The sequence below is a fragment of the Microbacterium sp. LWH11-1.2 genome (assembly GCF_038397745.1).
Taxonomy (GTDB): Bacteria; Actinomycetota; Actinomycetes; order Actinomycetales; family Microbacteriaceae; genus Microbacterium.
Genome location: NZ_CP151636.1, coordinates 2,447,655 through 2,472,162, shown reverse-complemented (window position 1 = coordinate 2,472,162; position 24,508 = coordinate 2,447,655). Strand labels below are relative to the sequence as shown.

Genomic DNA, 24,508 nt, shown 5'->3' with positions numbered 1-24,508 from the left:
GGCACCTGCGGGTGCCCGGCCCTTCTCTCATCTGCGGACGGCCGCGACGAACTCCCGCGCTCTCGCGGCGAGCGCGATCCGATCTCCCCCGGGAGTCGCCGCGTCGCCGACGAGCGGTCCCCCGACGCCGACCGCGAAGGCTCCTGCGGCGAAGTACCCGCCTATGGTGTCGACGCCCACTCCGCCGACGGGGATGATCCGGGCTTCCGGGAACGGGTCGCGGACCGCGCGGATGAACCCCGGCCCGAGAGCCGAGGCCGGGAAGAGCTTCACCGCCGCAGCGCCCAGGTCCAGGCCGCGCTGGATCTCGGTCGGCGTGTAGACACCGGGCAGGACGCCGACGCCCTGCCGGACGGCGTACTCCACCGACGCGGCGAGCGTGGGCGTGACGAGGAACTGCGCGCCGGCCGACAGCGCGCGATCTGCGTCCGCCTCGGTGAGGACCGTGCCCGCGCCGATGAGCGCTTCCGGCCGAGCAGTCTGCACGACCTGGGCGATCGCCTCTTCCGCACCCTCCAGGGTGAGGGCGATCTCCAGGGTGAGGATGCCGGCGTCGATCAGCGTCAGCGCCGCGTCGACCGTGGCATCGACATCGGTCCCCCGGAGGATCGCGACGATGCGCTCCGCATCGATCCGCTCCCGCAGCTGCTGGTTGTCGACCACACTCATCGCACCGGCTCCCCGCTCCACGGCGACGCCGGCGAACCGCCGACCTCGACTTCGACGCCGAGCAGCGCACCATCCGCGTCGGTGGGCTGCGACAGCCCGATGCTCGCCGTCGTGATCACCAGCAGGCGATCGACGAGCGCGACAGCCGTCGGTCGACGCGCGGGAAGAGCGACCGTCTCGAGCAGCAGCCCGGTCGGCGAGTAGCGTCGCACCTCGCCGGCATCCCACACCGCCACCCACAGCATGCCCTCGTCGTCGATCGTCATGCCGTCGGGGTTGCCGCCGTCGACCTCGCAGACGGTGCGACGACGCGAGAGACGCCCGTCGGGTGCGACGTCGAACGCCTCGATACTCCGGTGCGGGAGCGTGTCGATGTAGTAGAGGGTCGATCCTGTCCGATCGAACGCGAGCCCGTTCGAGACCGTCACCCCGGCGAGGCGCTCTGTCATGGTCCCGTCGGGCTCGAGGCTCCAGAGCGCGCAGTGCGGTGCACGCGGCATGGACTGGCTGCCGACCCAGAACCGGCCGGAGGGATCTGCACCGCCGTCGTTCATGTAGTGGCCGGGAGCCGCGACATCCGTCACGAGCGGCGAGACGACGCCGGCATCGCTCACGTGGACGACGCCCCGGTCGACCGCGACCGCCCAGCCGGTCCCCGGCGCGGCGAGCGGGACGGGCGCACCGATCTGGTCCCCCACGCGCACGGCGGATTCCGGGACGACTCTCCCCTGCTCGAGGCGGCCGCGGTGGAACGCGCCGGTTGCCATGTCGATCCAGGCGAGGCCGCCGTCGCGGCCGTCCCAGCGCGGCGACTCGGCCTGGACGTATCTCGCGTCGGAGAGGATCTCGACGGTGCGGGAGAGCGGGGAACGTGACATCCGTGTCATCTTTCAGTGGTAGGTCATAACCGTTATGTGGCAGACTATCTCACAATATGCATAACACTTGCGAGAATTGCGCACACGATGAAGAAGCGGGGAAGAAGCCGATGGCTCCGACACTCCAGGGCCTGATGCCCATCCTGGCGACGCCGTTCGACGAGACGGGCGCCCTCGACCGCGCCGGCCTGCGCCGCCTGGTCGAGTTCCAGCTCGCCTCCGGAGTCGACGGCGTCGCCGTCTTCGGGATGGCGAGCGAAGGGTTCGCCCTCACGACGGAGGAGCGCCGAGCCATCCTCGACGACGTCGTGCAGCTCGTCGACGGACGCGTCCCCGTGATCGCCGGCGTCAACGGCACCTCCACGGCCACCTCGATCGAGCAGGCGCTCCTGGCCGAAGAGGGCGGCGCCGACGCGCTGATGGTGCTGCCGCCGTTCATGGTCAAGCCTCCCGCCGGAACCCTCGTCGACTTCTACGGCGACGTCGCCGCCGCCACCTCGCTGTCGGTCATGGTGCAGGACGCCCCCGGCGTCACCGGAGTCGCCATGACACCCGCGCTGATCGCGGAGCTGGCCCGTCTCGACGGCGTCGACTCCGTGAAGGTCGAAGCGCCCCCGACGGCCCCCAAGGTCGGCGCTGTCGTCGATGCTATCGGCGACAGCCGCTTCGCGGTGCTGGGCGGGCAGAACGCGCAGTTCTGCCTCGAGGAGTATGCCCGCGGCGCGGTCGGCACGATGCCCGCATGTGAGTTCCCCGACCTCCTCGCTCCCGTGCTCGCGCAGTTCGTCGAGGGGCGCGTCGAGGAGGCGCGGGCGGACTTCCGTCGTATGCTCCCTCTCGTGCTCATCGGTCTGCAGGGCGGCATCGCGTGGGCGGTGCACAAGGAGGTGCTCGTCGCGCGCGGCGTGATCGAGCACGCCACGGTGCGCTACCCCGCCTCGCGCCTCGACGCCGGCAGCCGCGCGGCGGTCAAGCTCGTGATCGAGGAACTGGACCTCCCGCCGGTGCCGACCACGGTGCGCGTGTGAGCCGCCGTGGCGTGCTGCTGATCGGCGGCGGCTCCGACATCGGGCTCGCGATCGCCCGCGCCTTCACGGAGAGCGGGGATGCGGTCGTCGGCGTCGGACTCGAGCACTCGACGGACCCCGTCTTCGAGCAGTACCTCGTCGCCGACTGCAGCCGACCGGATGCCGCGGATCTCGCCGTCGCGGATGCCGAGGCGGCCCTGGGCCGCATCGACGTCGTCGTGCTCGCCGCCGCTCGCATGCCGATCGGCCGGGCGGACGCGACGAGCGACGAGGACTGGCGCGGCGCCATCGGCGCGACGCTGGACTCGGCGTTCTTCGTGGCCCGCGCCGCGCTCCCCCGTCTCGCACCGGGCTCATCGATCGTCGCGGTGACCTCGGTGAACTCCTCGCTCGCCGCTCCCGCGCTCCCCGCGTACGCCGCCGCCAAGGCCGGGGTCGACGGGCTCGTGCGGCAGCTGGCGCTCGACTACGGCCCGCGCGGCATCCGCGTCAACGCCGTGCAGCCGGGGAGCATCTCCGCGACCGACACCGGCGAGAGCGAGGGCTACCCCCTCGGCCGCATCGGGCGTCCGGAGGAGGTCGCCGCCGTCGTGGCGTTCCTCGCCTCCGATGCCGCCTCGTTCGTGACCGGCACGTCGATCGCGGTCGACGGCGGCCTGTCGATCTCGTCGCCGGCCGCCTGGCTCAAGCCCGCGTTGCGCGAACGCTGGCTCTGACACACACCCGACAGCGACCACACCTGGCCCTGAGCCGTCGTCCACGACGCCTCGGGGCCAGTGGCGTCTCACCCGGTGCCTCTGGGCTCTCTCTCGCCGCCACAGCGACCGGACGCACGCGATCGCCGCACCCGAGGACCGGGTACGGCGATCGCGTGCAGAGGGGCGACGCTCAGGAGTTGGCGTCGAGCAGACCCTGCACTTCCTTCTTCAGGGCGTTGAGGCCCGCCTGCACGTCGACCTGTCCGGCGAGGATGGTCGCGACTCCGCCGCCGATCGCGGCATCGATCTGCGCCGTCACGGCGACCCGGTCCCAGGCGGCACCGCGCGCGTGCTCGGAGACCTCCGTGCGGAAGGCGGTCTGGAACTTGTCCGCCGCGAGCGCGGGGATCTGGTCCGCGACCGACTTCGCCGCCGGAGCCACCGCCGAGCGCTCGTACAGGGCCGTCGCCGCCTTCACGTTGGTCGCCGCGTACGTGATGAAGTCGCGGCTGGTGAGCTCGCCCTCGCCCGCGCTCGCGAAGAGGCCGGAGCCCCAGGCGCGGTTGTAGGACTTGTTCTTGCCCGAGGTCGGGCGGGCGATGGCACCGATGTTGTCGATGATGTTCTGCGGCGCGCCGTTCGTCTTGACGAAGGTCGAGGCGAGCGGAGCATCGTCGTACAGCGCGGCCCGGCCGCTCGCGAACAGGATGCGCGCGTCGCTCCGGGCGACGTTCGTCTGCGTGAGGCCCTCATCCTGGAGCGACTTGTACCAGGTCATGGCCTTGACGCTCTCGGCGTCGCCGATCGTGCAGGTGAAGTCGTCGGTGACGACCTCGCTGCCGAAACCCCACATCCAGTGCACGGCATCCTTCAGATCGGGGTTCTTGGTCACCGCGGCGTACGGGATGAGCGAGGCGTCCTGCGCCTTGATCTTCTCGAGTGCGGTCGCGAACTGCTCGACCGTCATGCCCGATTTGATCCCGACGCTCTTCGCGATCTCGCCGTTCGTGATGATGCCGATGCCTGCGGCTGTCAGCGGAAGCACGAGGAGCTTCCCGTCCATCGTGTACGAGTCGAGGACGCCCTGCGGGATGCCGAGGCCCTTCGCGAGGTCCGTCAGGTCGGCGAGCACGTCCATGGGCGTGAGCACCTGCCACCCGCCGGACTGCCCGACGCCCAGGAGCTTGCCGGAGCGGCCGGTCAGGGCGAGCTGGGTGGCGGCCTGGTCGTAGGGGTAGATCACGGGTGCGACGGTCGCGCCGGAGTCCTTGGCGAAGCCGTCGAGGATGCCCTGCCACGCGGGCTTCAGCGCCTCCTCGCCGAGCGAGTTGCCGTAGAAGTTGATGGTCTTGGCCTTGGTCGCCGCATTCGCGGTGCTCCCGGCGCCGGTGCCGGGGGCCGCGGGCGTCGCGCAGCCCGCGAGGGCGAGCGCGCCGAAGGCGGCAAGTGCCGTGCCGCCGCCGAGGAAGGCGCGACGGCTCAGCTGCGAGTTCGAGATGTTCATGGTGACTGCTCCTTCTTCGAGGTGTGGGGGTCGAGCTGTTCGGCGGTGCATGGCTACCCCTTGACCGCACCGGCCGCGAGACCGGAGACGAAGTAGCGCTGCAGGAGGATGAAGATGAGGACGAGCGGCAGGGACGTCACGAGCGACGCGGCCATGAGGGCCGGCCAGTCGGCGGTGCCCTCGCGGATGAACGCCTGGGTGAGGCCCGCGGGGAGCGTCTGCTTGTCGGGTCCGGCGAGCGTGAGCGCGAACAGCAGATCGCTCCAGCCCCGCATGAACGCGAACATCGCCGCCGTGATGAGTCCCGGCACGACGAGCGGGAACACGATGCGGAACATGGTGCCCGTGCGGGAGAGTCCGTCGACCTTCGCCGCCTCGAGGATGTCGTCGGGGAGACCGTCGATGATGCCCTTCAGCAGGAACACCGCGAGCGGCAGCGTGAACGTCGTGAACGAGATGATCAGGGCGGTGTACGTGTACAGCAGTCCGGCCGAGCTCAGCATCAGGTACAGCGAGATGAGCAGGAGGGCGCCGGGGATCAGCTGCCCGATCAGGAACATGAACATGATCGCGTTGCGTCCGCGGTAGCGGAACTTCGACAGCGAGTACGCCATGAGCCCGCCGACCAGGACCGCGAGGACCGCGGTTCCGGTCGAGACGATGACGCTGTTCAGGAGGTTCTTCAGCAGCGCGTCGTTCTGGAAGAAGCCGATGAAGTTCTCGAGCGTGGGATCGACCGGGAAGAACGGCCGATCCACTGCGAAGACATCCTCCTTCTTCGTGAACGCGGTCGCCGTGAGCCAGTAGATCGGCAGCAGCCCGAACAGGGCGAGCAGCAGGAGCAGGACGCGCCCGGGGATGGAAAGGTGGGGGCGGATGATCGACTCGCCGATGTCGCGGGAACGGCGCATCACTTCTCCAGTCGTCGGTTGAGGAGCAGGTATCCGCTCGAGATGATGGCGAGGAGCACGAGCCAGAGGGCGCCCATCGCTGAGGCCTTCCCGAGCTCGTAGCTGCCGAAGGCCAGGTGGTAGAGGCTGACCGCGAGGGTCGTGGTCGAGTTACCCGGGCCGCCGCCGGTCATGACGAAGATCGTGTCGAAGTTGCCGAAGTTGTAGATGAACTCCAGCACGGCGACGAGCGTGACCGGGCCGGCGATGTGCGGCAGGGAGATGTAGCGGAAGCGCTGCGCTCGTGTCGCGCCGTCGATGGTGGCGGCCTCGATCTGCTCGCTCGGCAGCGTCTGGAGCACCGCGAGTGCGACGACCATGATCCAGGGGAACGAGTGCCAGGTCTTGGCGATGACCACCGCGGCCATCGCACCGACCGGGTTGCCGAGCATGCTGACCTCCGGCATCCCGAAGATCGCGAGCACGTGGTTGACGACGCCGTAGCTGTCGTTGAAGATCCACGCCCAGAGGAAGGAGACGACGACGCCGGGGAGCAGCCACGGCAGCATCAGGGCGCCGCGCAGGATGTTCCGTCCGCGCAGTCGTGCGTTCAGCAGCAGGGCGAGGGCGACGCCGAGCACGAGCGGGAAGACGGTGGACAGCGAGGCGAAGATCAGCGTCGTGCCGAGGCGGGCGAAGAACTCGTCCCAGATCGCGGCGTAGTTGCCGAGCCCCACGAAGGTGCGCTCCGGGCGCAGCAGCGACTGATCGTAGAGGCTGGTGCCGATGCTCGACACGAGCGGGAAGATCGCGATCACGAGGAACAGGAGGACCGCGGGAAGTGCGATCATGAAACCGAAGGTGCGGTCCTTCGCGCCCAGCGTGGAGCGCCGCCCGGAACGTGGCTCGGCCTGCTCGCTCTTCGCGGGCCGCTCGAGGATGGCTTGTTGCATTGCAGTCGCTTTCCAGTAGGGACGACCCCGGATGGGGCCCTGCGCGTCGTCGTCACAGTCGTCGACGTCGACGTGCCGCAAGTCAACCACATTGCGGATGCGAAATCCACAAAATGCATAAGACACCCACATTTGTGTTGCTCGCCGCCATTTCTCTCATTAGGATGACTGGCAGCGGTGACGAGCCGCAGCGTCGCGGAGCGGCGACCGTATGGAGGAGGAGTCACGATGGCATCGGAATCGGTGGGCGGCACCCAGACCGTCGAACGGGCGATGTCCTTGCTCGCCTGCTTCACCGAGGAGTCGGGTGAGCTGAGGGTCTCGGAGCTGTGCACGCTCACCGGGCTCGGTCAGTCCACCGTCTCGCGCATGATGTCCGCGCTCGACCGGATGAAGTTCGTGGTCCAGGACGGCCGCACGGGACTCTACCGACTCGGCCCCGCAGCCGTCTCGCTCGGCACGATCGCCCTGAACGGCTCGCCGATCTTCCGCGCCTCGCGGCAGATCGCGCAGAACCTGGCCCGCAAGATCGAGATCGGCGTGAACGTCGCCGAGCTCAGCGGCTTCACGTTCACCTACCTCTGCAACTTCGAGGGCGCCCTCGCCCCCAAGTCGTTCGCCATGGCGGGCCGCACCGGTCCGCTGCACGCCACGGGCCTCGGCAAGGCCCTGCTGTCCGGGATGACTTCCGACAAGGTGGACGAGTACTTCGCTCAGACCCCCCAGCGATTCACCCCGCACACGATCGTCGACCGCGACGCCATGCAGGTCGCGCTCGACGAGACCCGCAGCCGCGGCTACGCGACCGAGATCGAGGAGCTCGCCTTCGGCCGCGCGTGCATCGCCGCCCCCATCCACAACCGCGCAGGGGAGATCGTCGCCGGCCTCTCCGCCAGCGGCCCGCTCTCGGTGCTGGATCTCCACGCCCCGCACCAGGAGCTGGCCCTGCAGCTCATCGAGGCCGCGGACGAGATCTCCGTCGCCCTCGGCTACAGCCCCTCCCGCACCGCCACCGCGTTCGCGACGCTCTGAGCCCCCGCCGCGGCGGACCGCGGCACCCCGATCCTTCTGCCGCGGCACACGCCGCCGGCTTCTCGCCCATCGATGTCTTTGGAGACCCCTGTGAGAATCACGCGCGTCCAAACCTTCCCGCTCTACCTCTCCAAGGAGGATGCGAACAACTCCTACGCCGGCGACACGGGCGTGGAGCATCGCGGCTACGTCATCCGTCCGCCGTGGCGGAGCCTCTACTCCCCCGGATACGAGACGCTGCTGGTCAAGATCGAGACCGATGACGGTCTCGTCGGCTGGGGCGAGGCCCTCGCCCCCGTCGCCCCGGTCGTCGCCGCCGCCATCGTCGACAATCTGCTCACGCCGCTCATCCTCGGAGAGGACCCGCGCTCCGTCCGCACCCTCTGGCACCGCATGTCGGAGTCGATGCGCGAGCGCGGACACCTCACCGGCCACCAGGCCGACGCGATGGCCGCCGTCGACATCGCACTCTGGGACCTCTGGGGTCACGCGACCGGGCTCTCGATGTCCGAGCTCGCGGGAGGACGCTTCCACGAGGTCCTGCCCGCCTACGTGTCCGGCATCCGCGGCGTCGATGACGTCGAGCGCGCCGAGAAGGCCGCCGAGCTGGTCGAAGGCGGCGTCCGACGGATCAAGCTGCACCTCGGCGTCGACATCCGCACCGATCTCGCGACCTTCGACGCGATCCGCGCCGTGCATCCCGACCTCGACGTCGCGCTCGACGCGCACTGGACGTACCGTCTCGGCGAGGCGCGCGCGCTCGGTCGGGAGCTGGATGACCGGAGGGCCTGGTTCTTCGAGGCACCCCTGGCGCCCGAGGACGTCGAGGGGCACCGAGACCTCGCCGTCGCTCTCGCCACGCCGATCGCCGTCGGCGAGGCCATGCGCAGCCGCTTCGAGTTCACGGACTGGCTCGCCCGCCGCGCCCTCGGCGTCGCCCAGCCCGACATCGGTCGCACGGGCATCACGGAGGGACTCGCGATCACCGCCGTCGCCGATGCCTTCCACGTGCCGGTGGCGCCGCACCACTCCGCGGCCTTCGGCATCGCGATGGCCGCAGGCGTGCACGTCGCGGCGAGCGCGGCCTCGCTGCTCGCGTTCGAGTACCAGCCGTTCACCCTGCCGGTCGCCAACCGTCTGCTCACCAGCCCGCTCGAGGTGCGCCCGGACGGCGGATTCCTCGTCCCGACCGGCCCTGGCCTCGGCGTGACCGTCGACGAAGCGGCCATCCAGGAGTACGTGCGGCACTGAGCGCGCCGCACCGCCCACGACGACAGAACGGGTGGGTGGGGCCGGAGTCTTCACTCTGGCCCCACCCACCCGTTCCGCGTCAGTCCCCGACGCGGACGAACTGCGCGGCGCTGACCCGGTGGATGCTGGTGTTGCGGACTTCGAGCCGCACCACTCCCGTCGCGCCCGCGTCGTATCGGAACGTGCCCAGCGAGCGCCAGGCCGCGGCGCCCTGCGTCTGATCGACGATGACCTCCGAGCTCCCGCCCTGATGCTCGACTACGTAGGCGGCCGACGTCGTGGTCGTCGGATTCGTGGGATACCAGACCGACACCCGATAGAGCCCGGCCTGCGGAAGGGACACGTTCCAGGTGACCGTGCTGCCCACCGAGTCGGAGTCGCTGTATCGCGTCCTGGTGCCGTTCCACCCGGAGAGGCCGCTCGGGTACCACGTGCCCGCCTCCAGGTATCCGGGCCAGGGCGACTGGGTGTGCGCGATCACGCCTTCGTCGGCGACCCGGACCAGCACGCCGCGGCGCAGGTTCTGATCGAGCCGCGCCTCGAACCGGGTCGACGACCCCGGCGCGATGCCCGAACCGGCGGTGACGGTCCAGGTGTGCGTCAGATCGGAACGCGGCGGCACGGTGACGACCGCGTCCCGTTGCCCGATGCTCCATCCGGAGGTCCCGTACAGCGAGAGCGTGCCCTGCATCGGCGTCACCCCGGTGTTGATGACGAGCGCGGTCAGCTGGACCACCGCGCCGGGTCCGCTGATGATGTCGGTGTCGGTCGTCAGCGACACCAGCCGGCGTCGGTCGATGACCTCGATCGTGGCAGGGCGGAGCGTCACGGGGTCCTCGCCGGCGATCGACAGCTTCGCCGTGACCTTCACCTCGCCGAGGGCGGCGGAGGCGGCGATGACGGCCGCCGCCTCCACGCGCGCGACGCCCTCTGCCGGCACGGTGATCGCGGGCACGGCGCCCTCGAGCTGCCAGCCGCTCGGCAGCGTCACGGCCACATCGCCGGTGACCGGATCGTCGGTCGCGTTCCGCACCTCGATCGTGAGCGGCACCCGGTCGCCGGCGGTTCCGCTCGCCTGGGCGACCACGTCTCCCGCCACTCCGGGGTTGGCGCCGGTGATCCTCGCCGGGAGGCGGAGCGTGACCTCCTCCGTCGTCGCGCCGCCGAACGAGATCGTGTAGCGGAACGTCTGCTCGATGTCGTCGACGCCGATGGTCCACTCGTAGGGGAACTCCTTCGCCGGAGCCTGCTGTGCTGCCCCGTCGCCGATCCGGTAGGACAGGGTCGCCGGCTGCTCGGTATCGATCTGCACGTAGGCGTCGTATCCCTGACCGCCAGGACGCACCAGCAGCAGACCTCGCGCGATGCCGTACTCGGTGGCGGGATCCGCGTCCACCTCATGGAAGCTGTCGGCTCCGTGGTCGACGATGTCATCGGATGGCAGAGCGGGCCGCTGCACGGCGAGGGTCCGCACCACGAGGGCGACGAGTCCGCGAGCAGGCACGGTCACGGCGATCTGCCCTCTTCGCGCCGCCCGGTTCGAACGGCTTCCGTCGGCGGCGATGACCTCGACGGGAAGCGCCGCCGCGCGGTGCGCGCCGGTCAGTTCAGTGGCGAGATCGACGACGACCTGCTGGTCGGTACCCGCCGAGTTGGTGAGACTGATGTAGAGCGAGTCGTTGCCGACGCCGGCGATCCAGTTGACCAGCGGGTTGTCGAGCGCGATCAGCCCCGCAGGGAAGTACGGCCAGACACCGTCCTCGCCGAAGAACGTGCCGGGAGCGTGGCCGTAGGCGAAGAACTTGAAGTAGGCGAAGTCCGCCTCGAACACGTGCGGGAAATCGATGCTGCCCCCGCTCCGGTAGAAGCTCTCGCTGATCAGATAGTCCATCGCGAGGCCGAGCTGGGCGGGCGCGTGATGGAAGTAGTACCCGGTGATCCCCACCGGACCGCTCGTGGCGAAGTCCGGCTTCATGTGGGCCACCTGGAACTGGCGACCGTAGTAGCCGGGATACGTGGCGAATCGGCCGATGACCATGTTGTGCGCCACGTCGGCCAGCAGCGCGTCGCCGGTGTGATGCGCCAGCCGCAGGAGCGCGCCCGCCCAGCAGGGGTTGAACACGTAGCCGCCGCCGGGGTCCGTCAGCGTGCTGACCCCGAGCTTGAACGAGGACAGCGCCTCGAACGTGAGACCCGAGGGCGAGACGTACCAGGCCGGCACCGTCTCGGTCGGGACGTCGGTGGTGGGATAGGACGGCAGCGAGCTGCGCGACTCCCAGTCGTACTGCTGGGTGATGATGTGCCCCTCGGGAACGGTGACCGTCTGATCGGGCACAGGGCGGACCGCCGTCTGCGTGATGAATCGCTGCACCTCGCGATAGGCGCCTGCGAGGAACTCCGCCTCCCCCGTCGCCTCGAACATCTCGAGAAGGTCGACCCAGTACTTCGAGAAGCTGTAGGCGAACCCGCCGGGCGGCTGGCCGTTGCCACGATACGGCGTGAGGATCTGCTCCTGCACGTAGCGCCGGGCGATCAGCGTCGCCTCGGCCAGATAGGCCGGATCGTCCGTCGCCCGATACGTCGCCAGCGCGTTCGAGAAGGGGGCACGGCTCTGACCGACGACGCCGGCCTTGGTGGCCTGCAGCGCGAGACGCTGGATCCCCGCGTTGCGACCGTGCGTGAGCTGATACAGGGACGTGAGGTTCACGGCATCCGTCGGTATCCTGCCGATCCGGTACTGCGTCGTGTCGTTGTACACCGGACTGCCGATGACGGGCGAGTGCCCGATGCCCTTCCGGGAGAGCTGGTACTCGATGAGGGGACGCGCACGTCTGTCGTAGAGCGTGCTGTCGCCCGTTCCGGTCAGATAGTGGGCGGCGAGCACGACGCCGCTGGCGGCCGCGCGCACGGCATCCTCGTTCTCCACGTCGACGAAGCCCTTGGCCCGGTTCCACCAGCCCGAGAACGACGGGATGTAGTCGACCGAGTCGTCGCCGTCCGGCTCCACGGCGATCAGCGCCGCCATCGCATGCACGGCATCCGTGAGCGAACGGTCGTAGACGTTCTGCCGATAGGCGGCGAGACCGTACTCGCTCCGGCACAGGTGCGCGTAGGTGCCGTAGAGCGTGTCGACGCGGGCAGCGACGCCGAACGCGAAGCCGCGCTGCTCTCCGACCGCCATGACCGTGCGGAGCCCGGGCTGCGGCGAGTACATGCAGGGCACGATGTCGAGGCTGTCGCTGCGCAGGCTCATCCCGTACGGCTGCCGATCCGACATCAGCTGACGCTCGTGTGCGAACTCGGCCACCTCGGCGGGCAGGTACACGCCCGAAGTGACCGCGAGGTCGCCGACGGCGTACTGCGTGAGAGCCATCGGTGCGAAGAGCTCCCATGCACCGAGCGGTGCCGATCCGTCCAGCACCGAGAGCGCGTGCTGGTAGGAGCCGCACAGCACCTCGGCCATCTCGTCGAGGGACTTGGCGTCCTGGCTCTGATAGCCGACGATGTAGTCGCCGGCGGTCTTGGCCGTCAGCACGTGATGAGCCTCCGGATTGGCCCCTTCGAGCCGCCAGCGCACGACCAGGTCGACGTCGTCGGTGCTGGTGGACAGCTCGATCGCCTGCGGGCCGAGCACCTGGAAGGAGGTGAACCCCAGCCAGCTCGGAGCCAGGGGACCGTAGAGCTCCGGTGCGCTCCCGGATGGCAGCGTCCCCTCGAAGACGACCCACTGCTCGTCGAAGCGGTGCTCGGGATCGGTGAGCGGCAGCCAGCCTCCGTCGTGTCTCACCTCGAGGTCTCGGACGATGGTGGCTCCGCCGTCCCAGGTGGCCTGGAAGAACGTCATCCGGTGGTTCTCGCCCTCCAGCTGCGCGACCTGGGCGAAGGCGAGGTTCGGCTTGTCCAGCCGACGCAGTGCGTCCGGATAGACGCCGCCGACCGTCGTGATCTCCGTGGCCGCCGCCGATGCGATCCCGGGATGCGCGCCGATCACCGGAGGGAGCACACCGGCGATCACGAGCATCCGCAGCACGGTCCGTCGGCTCCACAGCAGGGAATCGTCATCGGCTCCTGCGTTAGATATTGAATCCATGATGCACATACTGCAATCACTATGCGATCATGTCAATGATGCTGCTCTCTGCCGCGGCGGCCGCCGTCCGCGCGCCGCGCCGGTAGCCTCGACAGCGCACATCCACCGGAAAGGACTGCCCGCGGTGAATCAGGACCCTCATGAGGAGCTCACGGAGTACGCGCTGAGCGCGCTCCTGACGCCCCGCACTTCCCCGGCCGAGCCGGCGGACTTCGACCGGTTCTGGGAGTCCACCTTCGAGGAGTTCGGAGCGGGTGCGGTCGCCTGGGATGTCAGCACGGAGGACGAGCCCACTGCGACGCATCGGGTCGTGGAGATCCGTTTCCGCTCCTCGGCGGACGAGCAGGCGACCGCGTACATGATGGTGCCGCACGACGAGAAGGCGATCCGGCGCGGCCTCGTCGGCGGACACGGATACGGGGGGCGCACGGCGCCGGACATCGACCGCGTACCCGCGGACACCGCCGCGATCTTCCCCTGCGCTCCCGGGACGCACGCCCGGACCCCGAGCCGCTTCCCGGCAGACCCGGACGCGCACGTGCTGGCCGGCATCGCGCATCGCGACACGTACTCGCATCGGTTCGCGGCGGCCGACATCTGGCGTGCGGCGACGGTCCTGCTCGACATCGCCCCTGCGGCGGGACCAGCCCTCGACTTCAGCGGCGGCAGCTTCGGCGGAGGAATCGGCGCGATGGCTCTCCCCTGGGATCGGCGCTTCCGCCGTGCGGTGCTCGACGTGCCGAGCTTCGGCGACCACGCCGTCCGTCTCACGCGGCGATGCACGGGCAGCGGCGAGTCAGTCCGTCAGCACCTGCGGCTCCACCCCGAGGCCCGGCCTGTCCTCGACTACTACGACGCGGCCATCGCGGCGCGACGCCTCCGGCTCCCGGCGCTTGTCAGCGCAGCAGTGCTCGACCCTGCTGTCGATCCGCGCGGTCAGTTCGCGGTCTACCACGCACTGACCGGACCGAGACGCCTGAGCGTGCGGGCGAACGGCCACCTCGACGGCCCGAACGGGGCACGCGCGGACGCTCTCGCGCTGCAGGCCGGCATCGACTTCCTCGCGCTCCCGGACGACCGCCTGGCGTGAGCGGGTTCGGCCGCACACCGGCCCTCAGACGAGGATGTTGTGGTTGCGGCGGAAGAGGTTCCGTGGGTCCCAGGCGGCCTTGACCTGGCGCAGCCGCGCGAGCGCCTCGGCGTCGAACATGCCGGGCACCGCGTGCGGACGCTCGGTGTCGGCGAAGTTGCCGTATTCGGCGAGGCGCCCCGTCTCGAGCGCCGCCCAATCCGCGACGACCGCGTCGCGGACCGCGTCGTCGACCATGCCGGGGATGTCGAACGCTCCCGCCATGACGAACCAGGTCGCCGAGCGCGCGGGGAACGCCGTGTCCTGCTGCCGCACATCACCGAAGGCGCCGCCGAGCGAGCGCAGGAAGACGACGGATGCCGGATACGCGCGGCGGAACGCCACGAGGCGCTCGATGAGCTCGTCATCGAGATCGGCATAGAGGCCGTTCCCGCCGATGAACCCGGGCGGCTCCGCCTGCTCCTCCCCCTCGGGCTGGGGCATCTCGAGCAGGATCTCTCGATAGGCGGGCGACGTGATCTCGGTCCGCACTCCGTCGATCGCGGAGATCGGCTCCAGGACGGCACGCAGCCGATCCGGCTCCGGCGCCGCCCACACCGCGCTGAGTCGCGCTCCGGCCGGGGCGCTCGGATCCATCGGCGGCACGTCCATGTAGGTGACGGTCAACTCGCGCGGCGCATCGCGGAGCAGGTCGCGCGCGGCACGCAGCACGACGGCGGGGTCGCCGTCGACGACGTTCTCGGCGAAGACGATGCCCGGGAGCGGATGCGCGGCGAAATCGAACCTGGTGACCACCCCGAAGTTGCCCCCGCCCCCGCGCAGCGCCCAGAACAGCTCGGGATGGACGTCGGTCGAGGTCTCCACGAGCTCACCGGCCGCGGTGACCACCTGTGCACCGATGAGCTGGTCGACGGCCAGCCCCCAGGCCCGCACCATCCATCCGATGCCCCCGCCGAGCGTCAGTCCCCCGACGCCGACGCTGGCCGTGTCGCCGGAGCTGAGGGCGAGACCGTGCGCTCCCAGCGTCGTCGCGACGTCGCCCCACACCGCTCCTCCGCCGATGCGGACCGTCGTGCCGTCGACGTCGATGCCCGACAGCGCGCCGAGCTCGAGGCGGATGCCGTCGGCCGGACCATGCGACCACGGACCGTGGCCGCCGGCGACGACGGTGAGCGGGACGCCCTCTCGCGTCGCCAGGAGGACGATCTCGGCGACCTCCTCGGCAGACGACGGACGAAGGACGCGGGGTTCGGAAGCATCGATGCTGTCAGCCATGCCGACACGATACTCAGGCACTCCGACACCGCTCCCAGGGAACGCATAACGAGTTCCATAGAAATCACATAGGAGATTCCGCAGAATGGGATCATGACCAGCGACCTGCCCGACCTCCGCCGTCCGGACGGCTCACCCCTCCGCATCCTCGCCGTCGACGACGAGCAGATGCTCACCGACCTGCTCGCGATGGCACTGCGCATGGAGGGGTGGGAGGTGCGCACCGCCTCCTCGGGCATGGAGGCCCTCCAGGTCGCACGGGAGTTCGAGCCCGATGCCCTCGTGCTCGACATCATGATGCCCGACCTCGACGGCATGGCCGTGCTCCGCCGACTCCGCGAGGCCGGCAGTCTGGTACCGGTGCTCTTCCTCACCGCCAAGGACGCCGTGGGCGACAGGGTCGCCGGTCTCACCGCCGGGGGCGACGACTACGTCACCAAGCCGTTCAGTCTGGAGGAGGTCATTGCGCGCCTGCGCGCGATCATCCGCCGCACCGGCCACGCGACGGCGGACGACGGGCAGTCGATCCTGCGCGTCGCCGACCTCACCCTCAACGAGGACAGCCACGAGGTGGCGCGCGACGGGGTCGAGATCGACCTCACGGCGACCGAGTTCGAGCTGCTCCGCTACCTGATGCGCAACGAGCGACGCGTGCTGTCGAAGGCGCAGATCCTCGACCGCGTGTGGAGCTACGACTTCGGGGGCAAGTCATCCGTCGTCGAGCTGTACATCTCGTATCTGCGCAAGAAGATCGACGCGGGGCGCACGCCCCTGCTGCACACCGTCCGCGGCGTGGGCTACATGATCAAGGCCCCGCAGTGAGCGGTGCGACGATGACGCCGCGTCCGATGAGCCTCCAGACACGGCTGATGACCGCCGTGATCGGATTCGTGTCGCTGATCCTCGTCATCGTCGCCATCATCACCAGTGCGACCCTGGGCAGGACGCTGGAGGATCAACTCGACGACGAGCTGACCAGCTATGCGCATCAGATCACGCGCTGGGTCGAGATCGAGCCTCCCAGCCAGGCCACCGCCGGCAACGTGCTGGCGGGGAAGACCGTTCCCGTCCCCGGACTGCTGTTCGCCGTCTGGAGCCCGGTGACCGGCGCGAGCGGCGTGACCGTGAACTCCTCGGGGAACGAGATCAACGGCACGCTGAAGGAGCTCACGACGGCGCAGCTCGGAGAGATCAACGCGGGCCTGGGCGGAGGGCCCTTCTCGACGGTCTCCCTCACCGATCTGGGGTCCTACCGGGTCGCCGTCACGACCGCGAACACGGGGGTCGTCGTCGTCACCGGACTCCCCCGCGACGACATCCAGAACCAGCTCACGCAGCTGCTCACCGTGATCGCGCTCGCGACCATCGGCGGCCTCATCCTGCTCGCTCTGACGACGGCGATCACCATCCGCGTCAGCCTGCGACCGCTCCGTGCGGTGGCGTCGACGGCCACCAGGGTGGCGAACCAGCAGTTGGACCGGGGCGAGGTCATCATCACCGAGCGCGTGCCGGCATCCGAGGCCGATCCGCGCACCGAGACGGGGCTCGTCGGCGCCGCCCTCAACAAGCTCCTCGATCACGTCAACACCTCGCTCGCGGCTCGCCAGAAGAACGAGGAGCAGATGCGGCGGTTCGTCGCCGACGCCAGCCATGAGCTGCGCACCCCTCTCGCGTCGATCCGCGGCTACTCCGAGCTGTCGCTGCGCGCCCTTCGTCAGGCGCCGGCGGGAGCGGACGGACCGGATGCGATCGAGAGCACGACCTCGTCGCTCGAGCGCATCCAGGCGCAGTCACTGCGAATGACGCGGCTCGTCGAGGACCTGCTGTTGCTCGCACGGCTCGACGAGGGGCGCGAGCTCGTGTACGGCACGGTCGACCTGACCCAGCTGGCCCTCGAGGGGCTTTCGGACGCGCGAGCGACCGCGGCCGACCATCATTGGGTCATCGACGTGCCCGACGAGCCCGTCACGATCGTCGGCGACGCCGGCCGGATGCACCAGGTCGTGGCGAACCTGCTCGCGAACGCGCGGACGCACACGCCAGCGGGCACCACGATCACCCTCCGGGTCGGGCGCGAGGGCGGAGATGCCGTGCTGAGCGTGCACGACGACGGCCCCGGCATCGACCCCGCGCTCCGCGAGGAGCTGTTCGCCCGCTTCGCCCGCGGCGACACGTCCCGGGCGCGGCAGACCGGCGGCACAGGGCTCGGCCTCGCGATCGTGAAGGCGATCGTCGACGGCCACGGCGGCTCGATCACCGCGGCCAGCACGCCCGGCGACACGACCTTCACCGTGCGCCTGCCGATCACGCCGGCGGCGACCCCCGAGTCCGACTGACTCATCACCGGGCATCCGCACAGCACACCCGTCGGGAGATCTCCCGACATCTGTACCGCCGCACAGCGGTACGGACGGATCCTGGGTGCCGGGCTCAGTACCCGGCGAAGGCGTCGGTCGTGAGGCTGTGGGCCTTTTGCAGCGCGGGCGCGAGATCGGCGATGAGCCGAGGAGGTCCCGAGATGAACGCGTGACGGGCCCCGATGTCCTGGACCGCCCGCTCCAGAGTGTCGGCGTCGAGTCTGGCACCCTGCGCCCACGTCCAGTGCGCGGGCAGGTCGGCGGGCTCGTCGCGCGTGAAGACCACGGTGCGCACCCCCGTCGCAGCCAGCTCGTCGCGGAACGCGAGTTCGCTCGCCTCGGATGCCACGTACACCAGCACCACGTCGCGATGCTGCCCCGATGCCTGCAGCTGACGCAGCTGTGATACGAAGGGCGTGACGCCGATGCCGGCGGCCACCATGAGCACCGGCGCGTCGCCGCGGGGCAGGATGAAGTCCCCCCAGGTGCCGGTGACGGCCAGCGTCGCGCCCGGTGCAGCCTCGGCGAGCGCGCGCTTGTAGCTGGACGGATGCTTCTGATCGCCGTTCTTGTAGGCGATGCGCAGCGTCGGCAGATCAGCCGGAGCCGAGACGATGCTGAACTCCCGCCGCGTTCCACGGGCATCGGGCCGGTGATGCGGCACATCGAGCTCGAGATACTGACCGGGCAGGAACTTCACCTTGCCCTTGGCGCGGAACGTCAGCTCCTGCGCGGTCGGCGTGACGAACTCCCGCCGCTCCAGCACCAGTCGGACGGAACCGCGCAACGCGAAGGCGAAGGCCACCAGGTTCCCGATCAGCAGCGCACGCTCCTGGCCGAGCGTGAAGAGCCCGGCGACGGAGATCGGCCATCCGGCGAGGACACCGACCACCGCGGCTACGGCGAACTGCTGACGGCGACGCGGCGGGAGTGTCAGCGGCTCCGAGACCATGAACGCGCCGAGGAACAGGAACGGAGACTGGAGCACCGCGAACTGCAGCGCCGTCACGAAGTCGAAGCCGATGTCGAACTGCTGCGCCTGCACGGCCTGCCGCACGATCGACACGCTCACCGCGACCAGGAGGAAGACCAGCACGACCCGCACCTTCTCGGTGCGCCAGAGCACCGCGAGGCCGAGAACCGCGACCGGGAGGGCCATCGACGGCGTCCCGATCCACCACGACGACGAGGTGCCGAGCCACTCGAACGCGCCGAAGGCGCCCAGGATCGAGACGACGGCCGCACCGAAGGCGGCGGGGTTGAGGATGTGTCGCCCGCGCCACGCGATCAGGTACTTCGACAGGCTGGCCAGCGCGCCGGCGAGCGCCAGCCCGATCAGCGACGCCGGCTCCAGGCCCGGACGCAGGACGAAGAGGAGGATCAGCGCGGTGACCAGCGACGACTCGATGCGCCACGGCAGGCGGAGGATGCGCTGCGCCGCGGCATCCACGACGGAGATCACGACCGCGAGCACGAGGAACGAGGCGAGGAGCTCCCACGGCGTCGGCGACACGATCACGCCGAGCAGCGACAGCACGAAGGCGACGGCGGCGAGGGCCACGAGGGCGAAGAGCACGAGGCGATACATCGACAGCGAGCCGAGGACGGCGAGGACTCGTTGACGTGCGGCGGCGAGAGACGTGATCACGTGTTCCACTCTTCCCTAGTTCTGATGTGCGGGGCGCACTCCGTGCCCGCCCCCGGCGACGAAGATCTCCGCCGGGCATCCCGGCGACCGCTGGACCCGGCCGTCGGTCGTCATCCGCACCCATTCGACGCCCCAGCGTTCGGCGAGTGCGGGGCCGCCGTCGAAGAAGAGCGCGGTCGCGACAGCATCCGCTCTCATCGCGTCGGGTGCGAGGGCCCAGGTCGCGGCCCAGGTGCGGACGGGGATGCCGGTGCGCGCGTCGAGCACGTGATGCAGGCCGTCGCCCCAGGCTCGTCGGTTGACGGCGGATGCGCACAGCGCCTGGTCCCGCACCTCGACGACGCCGATGGCCTTGGTCGGGTCGTAGGGATGCTCGAGCCCGACGCGGACGGCGCCGCCCCGCACGCGCATGTCACCTCCGGCGTCGACCACGAGGTCGCCCGGCGCGTCCGCGAGGACGGCCATGATCAGGTCCACCAGTCGCCCCTTGCCGAGCGCGCCCACGTCGATCAGCGACGGAGCGGATGCCGTCGCGGCGGCATCCGTCCACGACACGCGCTCGTCCCAGGTCGCGGGGGCGCGTACCGGCTCCCCCGCGACGAGCGAGTACTCCGCGTCGTACCCGAGGGCGACGAGGCTGTCCGCCACGAGGGGGTTCACCGCGCCATCGGTCGCGGCGGAGAGGTCGCGGTACGCGTCGAGCATCACCCCGGCGTCGGCCGACACGAGCCTGCCGCCCTCCCGACCGAGTCGGGCGACGTCGGAGTCGGTGCGGAACCGCGACCACTCGCGATCGAAGCGCGCGATCTCGTCGGTGACGGCCGCGCGATCGCTCTCGTCGAGGTCGGCAGCCGTCTCGATCTCCCAGCGGGTGCCGATCGCGTCGAAGCGCCAGGTCGCCATGACGAGGCCGCCGGCGCCTAGGCGGCCGCCTGCTCCTTGATCGACTCGACGGCGTCGTTGAAGCCGCCGCTGGTGAGCGAGGAACCGGCGACGCGGCTGACGTCCAGCTCGTCGATGGACTTGCCTTCGACGACCTCGGCGATGCCGTCGATGAACTGGCCCTGGTACTGCTCGGTCTCCGGGGCCTGCGGATCACCCGTCACCTCGACGTCGGACACGACGCCGTCGGTGAGCGTCAGCGTCACGGAGATCTTCTCGACCGTCTCGGGCGTCTGGTACGAGCCCTCGGCGGTGTAGGTGCCGTCGGTGTAGGCGCCTGCGGTGTCGCCGCCGCTGGGCGCTGCGGTCGACCCGCTGTCGGTGCCGGTGTCAGCGCTGTTCGACGGTTCGGTGGCTTCAGGGGTGCTGGAGCAGCCGGCGAGGACGAGGAGTCCTGCGACGCCGATGAGGGCGGCTCCCTTGTGGACAGAGGTCGGTACGGTCGTGCGGATCATGCTGGTCCTCCCGGCTCGGTGTCTGGCGACTGTATGCCGCTGAATCGACCGTAGGCACTCCGGCTATGCGCGGGCTGTGCCGATCCGATGTGTTATGCGTCGCCGCCGAACATGCTCGTGACCGAGCCGTCCTCGAAGACCTCGTGCACCGCGCGGGCGAGCAGCGGGGCGATCGGCAGGATCGTCAGCCGGTCCCAGCGGCGCGACTCGGTGAGCGGGATCGTGTCGGTGACGACGACCTCGTCGATCGAGGCATCCTGCAGACGCTCGTGCGCCGGGTCGCTGAAGATCGCGTGCGTGGCCGCGACGATGACGCGGTGCGCACCGGCCGCCTTCAGGGCCTGCGCCGCCTTGACGATCGTGCCGCCGGTGTCGATCATGTCGTCGACCAGCAGGCAGGTGCGTCCGTCGACGGTTCCGACGATCTCGTGCACGGAGACCTGGTTCGCCACCTTCGGGTCGCGGCGCTTGTGGATGATGGCCAGCGGGGCGCCGAGGCTGTCCGACCAGGTGTCGGCCACGCGCACGCGGCCCATGTCCGGCGACACCACCGTGAGGATCTCGCGGTCCTCGGGGCTGAGCGTGCGCTCGAAGTGATCGAGCAGCACCGGCTTCGCGAACAGGTGGTCGACGGGGCCGTCGAAGAAGCCCTGGATCTGCGCGGCGTGCAGGTCGACGCTCATCACGCGGTCGGCGCCGGCGGTCTTGAGCAGGTCGGCGACGAGTCGGGCGCTGATCGGCTCGCGACCGCGGCCCTTCTTGTCCTGGCGCGAATACGGATAGTAGGGCGCGACGACCGTGATGCGCTTGGCCGACGCGCGCTTGGCGGCGTCGATCATGATGAGCGTCTCCATGAGCCACTCGTTGACCGGCTCGCCGAACGTCTGGAAGAGGAAGAGGTCGCAGCCGCGGATCGACACCTCGAAGCGGGCGTAGATCTCGCCGGACGCGAACGTGCGGTGCTCCGTCGGCGCGATCTCGGTGCCGAGCGCCTCCGCGACAGCCGCGGTCAGCGCCGGATGCGAACGCCCGCCGGCGATGACCAGGCGCTTCTTGGTCTTCGCGACGAGGCCGGGGGCCACGCCGTTGTCGCGATCCAGATCGACGATCTTCTTCTTGCGCGCCATGTCCGCCTATTCCGCCGAATTCTCGCGGGATGCAGCATCCGCCGCACCCGTGCCTGCTCTGTTCTTCTCGACCCATCCCTCGATGTTGCGCTGAGGGGCGACGCTCATGGCCAGCGCGCCGGCGGGGACATCCTTGCGGACGACGGCGCCTGCGGCGGTCTTCGCACCTGCTCCCAGCCTAACGGGCGCGACGAGCACGGTGTGAGACCCGGTGTGCACCTCGTCGCCGATCTCGGTGCGGTGCTTGTTCACGTCGTCGTAGTTGGCGGTGATCGTGCTCGCGCCGAGGTTGACCCCGCGCCCGATCGTCGCGTCGCCCACATAGGAGAGGTGCGGCACCTTGCTGCCCTCGCCGATCTCGGCGTTCTTGGTCTCGACGTACGCGCCGATCTTTCCCTTGGCGCCGAGCACCGTGCCGGGACGCAGGAACGAGAACGGCCCGACCGTGGCTTCGGCTCCGATCACGGCGAGCGTGGCATCGGTGCGGCGGACGATCGCGTTCTCCCCCACCTCGCAGTCGACGAGCGTGGTGTCCGGGCCGATGATCGCACCGGGGGCGATGGCGGTGGCGCGCAGGATGTGGGTGTTCGGGAGGATCGTGACATCGGACGAGAGGTTCGCGTCGTCGTCGATCCAGGTGGTCGCCGGGTCGATCACGGTGACGCCTTCGCGCTGCCAGCGGCGCACGATCCGGTCGTTGAGCACGCGGCCCGCTTCGGCGAGCTGGATGCGGTCGTTGATGCCGAAGGTCGAGGCCGTATCGGCGGCGATCTCGGCCGCGACGCGCTGATCGGCGGCGCGGAGCAGCTCGATCACGGTGGTGAGGTACATCTCGCCCTGGGCGTTGTCCTGGCCGACCTGCGCGAGGTAGGTGCGCAGCGCGGGTGCCCGGAAGACGTAGACGCCGGCGTTGATCTCGGTCACGGCTGCCTCGTCGGCCGTCGCGTCCTTCTGCTCGACGATGCGCTGCACGGTGCCCGCGTCGTCGCGGATCACACGACCGTAGCCGGTGGGGTCGTCGAGACGCGCGCTGAGCAGCGTGGCTGCCGCGGCGGCGGCACGGTGCCCGTCGATGAGTCCGCGCAGGGTCTCGACCTCGAGCAGCGGCACGTCGCCGGAGAGCACGAGCACGTCGCCGTCGAAGTCGCCGGGCAGGGCGTCGATCGCGACCTGCACCGCACGGCCGGTGCCGGGGACGTCGTCCTGGTCGATGAAGACGGCGTCGGGGTAGTCGGCGGTGAGGGCCGCGACCACCTGGTCGCGCTCATGACGCACGACGACCTCGATGTGCTGCGCCTCGAGCCGCGCCGCCGTGGTCAGCACGTGTCCGACCAGCGGGCGGCCGCCGATGGGATGCAGCACCTTGGGGAGGCGTGACTTCATGCGCGTGCCCTGGCCTGCGGCGAGGATGATGATCGCGAGGTTACCTGTCATGCTCCGCCGCCAGGACTCGAACCTAGACCTCACAGCTCCAAAGGCTGTCGTGCTGCCATTACACCACGGCGGACCGCGCCGTCCGCGAGGACGCCGCCTGTCAAGTCTGCCATGCCCCGGCTCATCCTCCGCTGACGTGCACCCCGTCATCCGAGCGAAACACGCCTTTGGGATGCTGACGGGATGAGCATCGTCATCGCGCGCGTCGAGACCGCGACCCCGGCTCTCGCCGCCTTCCTCGAATCGCACCACGCCGACATGGCCGACACGGCACCGGCGGAGAGCCGGCACGCGCTGCCTTTCGACCGCCTCCTCGTCCCCGGCGTGCGCCTCTTCGCGTCGTTCGATGACGGGCGGCCGGTCGCCACCGGCGCACTCGCCGCGCTCGACGACGGGCACGAGGAGCTCAAGTCGATGCGCACGGATCCGGACATGCGCGGCAAGGGCCTCGGGCGGGCCATGCTCGCCTTCCTGCTCGCGGATGCCACAGCTCGCGGCATCCGCCGGATCTCGCTGGAGACCGGCAGCATGGAGTTCTTCCTCCCGGCCCGCACGCTCTACGCGCGTGCCGGCTTCGTCGAGTGCCCGCCGTTCGGCCGCTACCGCCCCGATCCGCTGAGCACGTTCATGACGCTCGCCCTGCCCACGGCATCCGCACCGGAGGTTCGCACGGGATAATGAGCGGATGAGCGAAGAGGATGAGGTCGATCGGATCGTCGGTGCGTGGAACACGCAGCGCCCCGACCTCGACTTCTCCCCTCTCGAAGTGCTGTCGCGGATGGACCGCCTTTCTCGGCACCTCGACCGCGCCCGCCGTGACGTGTTCCGCCGCAGCGACCTCGAGCCGTGGGAGTGGGACGTGCTCTCGGCTCTGCGTCGCGCGGGCGCTCCGTTCCAGCTGTCCCCCAAGCAGCTCCTGCAGCAGACGCTGGTGTCGAGCGGCACCATGACGAACCGCATCGACCGACTCGTCGCCCGTCGACTGGTGCGCCGGGAGGCCGATCCCGGTGATGGCCGGAGCGTGCTCGTCACTCTCACCGAAGACGGCCGCACGAGAGTGGATGCCGCGATCACGCGTCTCGTCGACGTCGAGGCCGATCTCCTGCAGGCGCTCTCGCGGAGCGACCGCGAACGCCTGGCCGGTCTGCTGCGCAAGCTGAGCCTCAGCTTCGACTCATGAGGGCGCT

General features: G+C 69.9%; 21 protein-coding genes and 1 tRNA gene. 9 read left to right on the top strand and 13 right to left on the bottom strand.

All coding sequences use genetic code 11. The features are described from left to right. Nucleotides 1–27 precede the first annotated feature (27 nt). Nucleotides 28–669, bottom strand: a complete 642-nt coding sequence (locus MRBLWH11_RS11910; RefSeq protein ID WP_341945026.1) for a bifunctional 4-hydroxy-2-oxoglutarate aldolase/2-dehydro-3-deoxy-phosphogluconate aldolase — start codon at nucleotides 667–669, stop codon at nucleotides 28–30. Then, nucleotides 666–1,547 carry an SMP-30/gluconolactonase/LRE family protein gene (locus tag MRBLWH11_RS11905; RefSeq protein ID WP_341945025.1) on the bottom strand — a complete coding sequence of 294 codons (882 nt, stop codon included), beginning with the start codon at nucleotides 1,545–1,547 and terminating at the stop codon, nucleotides 666–668. Before MRBLWH11_RS11905 ends, MRBLWH11_RS11910 begins: the two co-directional genes overlap by 4 nt. A 110-nt stretch (nucleotides 1,548–1,657) precedes the next feature. Here MRBLWH11_RS11905 and MRBLWH11_RS11900 point away from each other — a divergent pair, with 110 nt between their 5' ends. Both MRBLWH11_RS11900 and MRBLWH11_RS11895 read left to right on the top strand, forming a co-directional pair. Then, the gene (locus MRBLWH11_RS11900; protein WP_116636425.1) at nucleotides 1,658–2,575 is read left to right on the top strand and encodes a dihydrodipicolinate synthase family protein; all 918 of its coding nucleotides are present in this window, start codon (nucleotides 1,658–1,660) and stop codon (nucleotides 2,573–2,575) included. Next, on the top strand, nucleotides 2,572–3,291 hold the full coding sequence (locus MRBLWH11_RS11895; protein WP_116636426.1) for an SDR family oxidoreductase: 720 nt from the start codon (nucleotides 2,572–2,574) through the stop codon (nucleotides 3,289–3,291). The genes MRBLWH11_RS11900 and MRBLWH11_RS11895 overlap by 4 nt, the downstream gene beginning before the upstream one ends. 172 nt (nucleotides 3,292–3,463) lie before the next feature. Here MRBLWH11_RS11895 and MRBLWH11_RS11890 read toward each other — a convergent pair whose 3' ends face one another. From MRBLWH11_RS11890 to MRBLWH11_RS11880, 3 genes are read right to left on the bottom strand one after another with little or no spacing between them, the layout of a single operon-like run. Next, complete coding sequence (locus tag MRBLWH11_RS11890; protein WP_341945024.1) at nucleotides 3,464–4,777, bottom strand: hypothetical protein; 1,314 nt, start codon at nucleotides 4,775–4,777, stop codon at nucleotides 3,464–3,466. Between the two features lie 53 nt (nucleotides 4,778–4,830). Continuing rightward, nucleotides 4,831–5,688 carry a carbohydrate ABC transporter permease gene (locus tag MRBLWH11_RS11885; protein WP_116636428.1) on the bottom strand — a complete coding sequence of 286 codons (858 nt, stop codon included), beginning with the start codon at nucleotides 5,686–5,688 and terminating at the stop codon, nucleotides 4,831–4,833. Continuing rightward, nucleotides 5,688–6,620: a sugar ABC transporter permease gene (locus tag MRBLWH11_RS11880; RefSeq protein WP_116636429.1), complete on the bottom strand. Its 933-nt coding sequence runs from the start codon at nucleotides 6,618–6,620 to the stop codon at nucleotides 5,688–5,690. Before MRBLWH11_RS11880 ends, MRBLWH11_RS11885 begins: the two co-directional genes overlap by 1 nt. Nucleotides 6,621–6,848: 228 nt before the next feature. On the opposite strand from MRBLWH11_RS11880, the gene MRBLWH11_RS11875 reads away from it, so the two are divergent. Further along, nucleotides 6,849–7,652, top strand: a complete 804-nt coding sequence (locus MRBLWH11_RS11875) for an IclR family transcriptional regulator (protein ID WP_116636430.1) — start codon at nucleotides 6,849–6,851, stop codon at nucleotides 7,650–7,652. A gap of 90 nt (nucleotides 7,653–7,742) precedes the next feature. Then, a complete protein-coding gene (locus MRBLWH11_RS11870) occupies nucleotides 7,743–8,903 on the top strand; it encodes a mandelate racemase/muconate lactonizing enzyme family protein (protein WP_341945022.1) in 1,161 nt (386 codons plus the stop codon). A gap of 79 nt (nucleotides 8,904–8,982) precedes the next feature. Here the strand turns inward: MRBLWH11_RS11870 and MRBLWH11_RS11865 are convergent, their stop codons facing one another. Next, nucleotides 8,983–12,993 carry a hypothetical protein gene (locus MRBLWH11_RS11865; RefSeq protein ID WP_341945021.1) on the bottom strand — a complete coding sequence of 1,337 codons (4,011 nt, stop codon included), beginning with the start codon at nucleotides 12,991–12,993 and terminating at the stop codon, nucleotides 8,983–8,985. Nucleotides 12,994–13,117: 124 nt separating this feature from the next. Between MRBLWH11_RS11865 and MRBLWH11_RS11860 the strand changes: the two genes are divergently transcribed. Beyond that, nucleotides 13,118–14,083 (top strand): acetylxylan esterase, encoded by a 966-nt coding sequence (locus MRBLWH11_RS11860; RefSeq protein WP_341945020.1) that lies wholly within the window; start codon nucleotides 13,118–13,120, stop codon nucleotides 14,081–14,083. Between the two features lie 24 nt (nucleotides 14,084–14,107). Here the strand turns inward: MRBLWH11_RS11860 and MRBLWH11_RS11855 are convergent, their stop codons facing one another. Continuing rightward, the gene (locus MRBLWH11_RS11855; RefSeq protein WP_341945019.1) at nucleotides 14,108–15,358 is read right to left on the bottom strand and encodes an FAD-binding oxidoreductase; all 1,251 of its coding nucleotides are present in this window, start codon (nucleotides 15,356–15,358) and stop codon (nucleotides 14,108–14,110) included. A 93-nt stretch (nucleotides 15,359–15,451) separates the two neighbouring features. Between MRBLWH11_RS11855 and MRBLWH11_RS11850 the strand changes: the two genes are divergently transcribed. Together MRBLWH11_RS11850 and MRBLWH11_RS11845 are read left to right on the top strand one after the other, a co-directional pair. Further along, a complete protein-coding gene (locus MRBLWH11_RS11850) occupies nucleotides 15,452–16,180 on the top strand; it encodes a response regulator transcription factor (protein WP_116636434.1) in 729 nt (242 codons plus the stop codon). 47 nt (nucleotides 16,181–16,227) lie between these two features. Continuing rightward, nucleotides 16,228–17,694, top strand: coding sequence for an ATP-binding protein (locus MRBLWH11_RS11845; RefSeq protein WP_341945018.1), 1,467 nt, complete (start codon nucleotides 16,228–16,230; stop codon nucleotides 17,692–17,694). Between the two features lie 94 nt (nucleotides 17,695–17,788). Here MRBLWH11_RS11845 and MRBLWH11_RS11840 read toward each other — a convergent pair whose 3' ends face one another. The 6 genes from MRBLWH11_RS11840 to MRBLWH11_RS11815 form a co-directional block, all read right to left on the bottom strand. Then, entirely contained in the window at nucleotides 17,789–19,363 is a 1,575-nt protein-coding gene (locus MRBLWH11_RS11840; protein WP_116636435.1) for an FAD-dependent oxidoreductase, read from the bottom strand. Nucleotides 19,364–19,378: 15 nt separating this feature from the next. Then, complete coding sequence (locus MRBLWH11_RS11835; RefSeq protein ID WP_341945017.1) at nucleotides 19,379–20,266, bottom strand: FAD:protein FMN transferase; 888 nt, start codon at nucleotides 20,264–20,266, stop codon at nucleotides 19,379–19,381. Nucleotides 20,267–20,283: 17 nt separating this feature from the next. Further along, nucleotides 20,284–20,760, bottom strand: coding sequence for an FMN-binding protein (locus MRBLWH11_RS11830; RefSeq protein ID WP_116636437.1), 477 nt, complete (start codon nucleotides 20,758–20,760; stop codon nucleotides 20,284–20,286). 92 nt (nucleotides 20,761–20,852) lie between these two features. Then, nucleotides 20,853–21,887, bottom strand: a complete 1,035-nt coding sequence (locus MRBLWH11_RS11825) for a ribose-phosphate diphosphokinase (protein WP_116636438.1) — start codon at nucleotides 21,885–21,887, stop codon at nucleotides 20,853–20,855. A 6-nt stretch (nucleotides 21,888–21,893) separates the two neighbouring features. Further along, the gene (glmU, locus tag MRBLWH11_RS11820; protein ID WP_116636439.1) at nucleotides 21,894–23,321 is read right to left on the bottom strand and encodes a bifunctional UDP-N-acetylglucosamine diphosphorylase/glucosamine-1-phosphate N-acetyltransferase GlmU; all 1,428 of its coding nucleotides are present in this window, start codon (nucleotides 23,319–23,321) and stop codon (nucleotides 21,894–21,896) included. 1 nt (nucleotide 23,322) lies between these two features. Beyond that, nucleotides 23,323–23,394 (bottom strand) — tRNA-Gln (locus MRBLWH11_RS11815). 110 nt (nucleotides 23,395–23,504) lie between these two features. Between MRBLWH11_RS11815 and MRBLWH11_RS11810 the strand changes: the two genes are divergently transcribed. Both MRBLWH11_RS11810 and MRBLWH11_RS11805 read left to right on the top strand, forming a co-directional pair. Beyond that, nucleotides 23,505–23,999 carry a GNAT family N-acetyltransferase gene (locus MRBLWH11_RS11810; RefSeq protein ID WP_116636440.1) on the top strand — a complete coding sequence of 165 codons (495 nt, stop codon included), beginning with the start codon at nucleotides 23,505–23,507 and terminating at the stop codon, nucleotides 23,997–23,999. 7 nt (nucleotides 24,000–24,006) lie between these two features. Next, nucleotides 24,007–24,501, top strand: coding sequence for a MarR family transcriptional regulator (locus MRBLWH11_RS11805; protein ID WP_116636441.1), 495 nt, complete (start codon nucleotides 24,007–24,009; stop codon nucleotides 24,499–24,501). Nucleotides 24,502–24,508 lie beyond the last annotated feature (7 nt).

Bases quoted from the DNA above. Each gene is read 5' to 3' on its own strand.
- MRBLWH11_RS11900 (WP_116636425.1), top strand. From the start codon at position 1,658: ATGGCTCCGACACTCCAGGGCCTGATGCCCATCCTGGCGACGCCGTTC.
- glmU (WP_116636439.1), bottom strand. From the start codon at position 23,321: ATGACAGGTAACCTCGCGATCATCATCCTCGCCGCAGGCCAGGGCACG.
- MRBLWH11_RS11855 (WP_341945019.1), bottom strand. From the start codon at position 15,358: ATGGCTGACAGCATCGATGCTTCCGAACCCCGCGTCCTTCGTCCGTCG.
- MRBLWH11_RS11835 (WP_341945017.1), bottom strand. From the start codon at position 20,266: ATGGCGACCTGGCGCTTCGACGCGATCGGCACCCGCTGGGAGATCGAG.
- MRBLWH11_RS11825 (WP_116636438.1), bottom strand. From the start codon at position 21,887: ATGGCGCGCAAGAAGAAGATCGTCGATCTGGATCGCGACAACGGCGTG.
- MRBLWH11_RS11905 (WP_341945025.1), bottom strand. From the start codon at position 1,547: ATGTCACGTTCCCCGCTCTCCCGCACCGTCGAGATCCTCTCCGACGCG.
- MRBLWH11_RS11850 (WP_116636434.1), top strand. From the start codon at position 15,452: ATGACCAGCGACCTGCCCGACCTCCGCCGTCCGGACGGCTCACCCCTC.
- MRBLWH11_RS11830 (WP_116636437.1), bottom strand. From the start codon at position 20,760: ATGATCCGCACGACCGTACCGACCTCTGTCCACAAGGGAGCCGCCCTC.
- MRBLWH11_RS11890 (WP_341945024.1), bottom strand. From the start codon at position 4,777: ATGAACATCTCGAACTCGCAGCTGAGCCGTCGCGCCTTCCTCGGCGGC.
- MRBLWH11_RS11845 (WP_341945018.1), top strand. From the start codon at position 16,228: ATGACCGCCGTGATCGGATTCGTGTCGCTGATCCTCGTCATCGTCGCC.
- MRBLWH11_RS11810 (WP_116636440.1), top strand. From the start codon at position 23,505: ATGAGCATCGTCATCGCGCGCGTCGAGACCGCGACCCCGGCTCTCGCC.
- MRBLWH11_RS11865 (WP_341945021.1), bottom strand. From the start codon at position 12,993: ATGGATTCAATATCTAACGCAGGAGCCGATGACGATTCCCTGCTGTGG.
- MRBLWH11_RS11805 (WP_116636441.1), top strand. From the start codon at position 24,007: ATGAGCGAAGAGGATGAGGTCGATCGGATCGTCGGTGCGTGGAACACG.
- MRBLWH11_RS11875 (WP_116636430.1), top strand. From the start codon at position 6,849: ATGGCATCGGAATCGGTGGGCGGCACCCAGACCGTCGAACGGGCGATG.
- MRBLWH11_RS11910 (WP_341945026.1), bottom strand. From the start codon at position 669: ATGAGTGTGGTCGACAACCAGCAGCTGCGGGAGCGGATCGATGCGGAG.
- MRBLWH11_RS11880 (WP_116636429.1), bottom strand. From the start codon at position 6,620: ATGCAACAAGCCATCCTCGAGCGGCCCGCGAAGAGCGAGCAGGCCGAG.
- MRBLWH11_RS11885 (WP_116636428.1), bottom strand. From the start codon at position 5,688: ATGCGCCGTTCCCGCGACATCGGCGAGTCGATCATCCGCCCCCACCTT.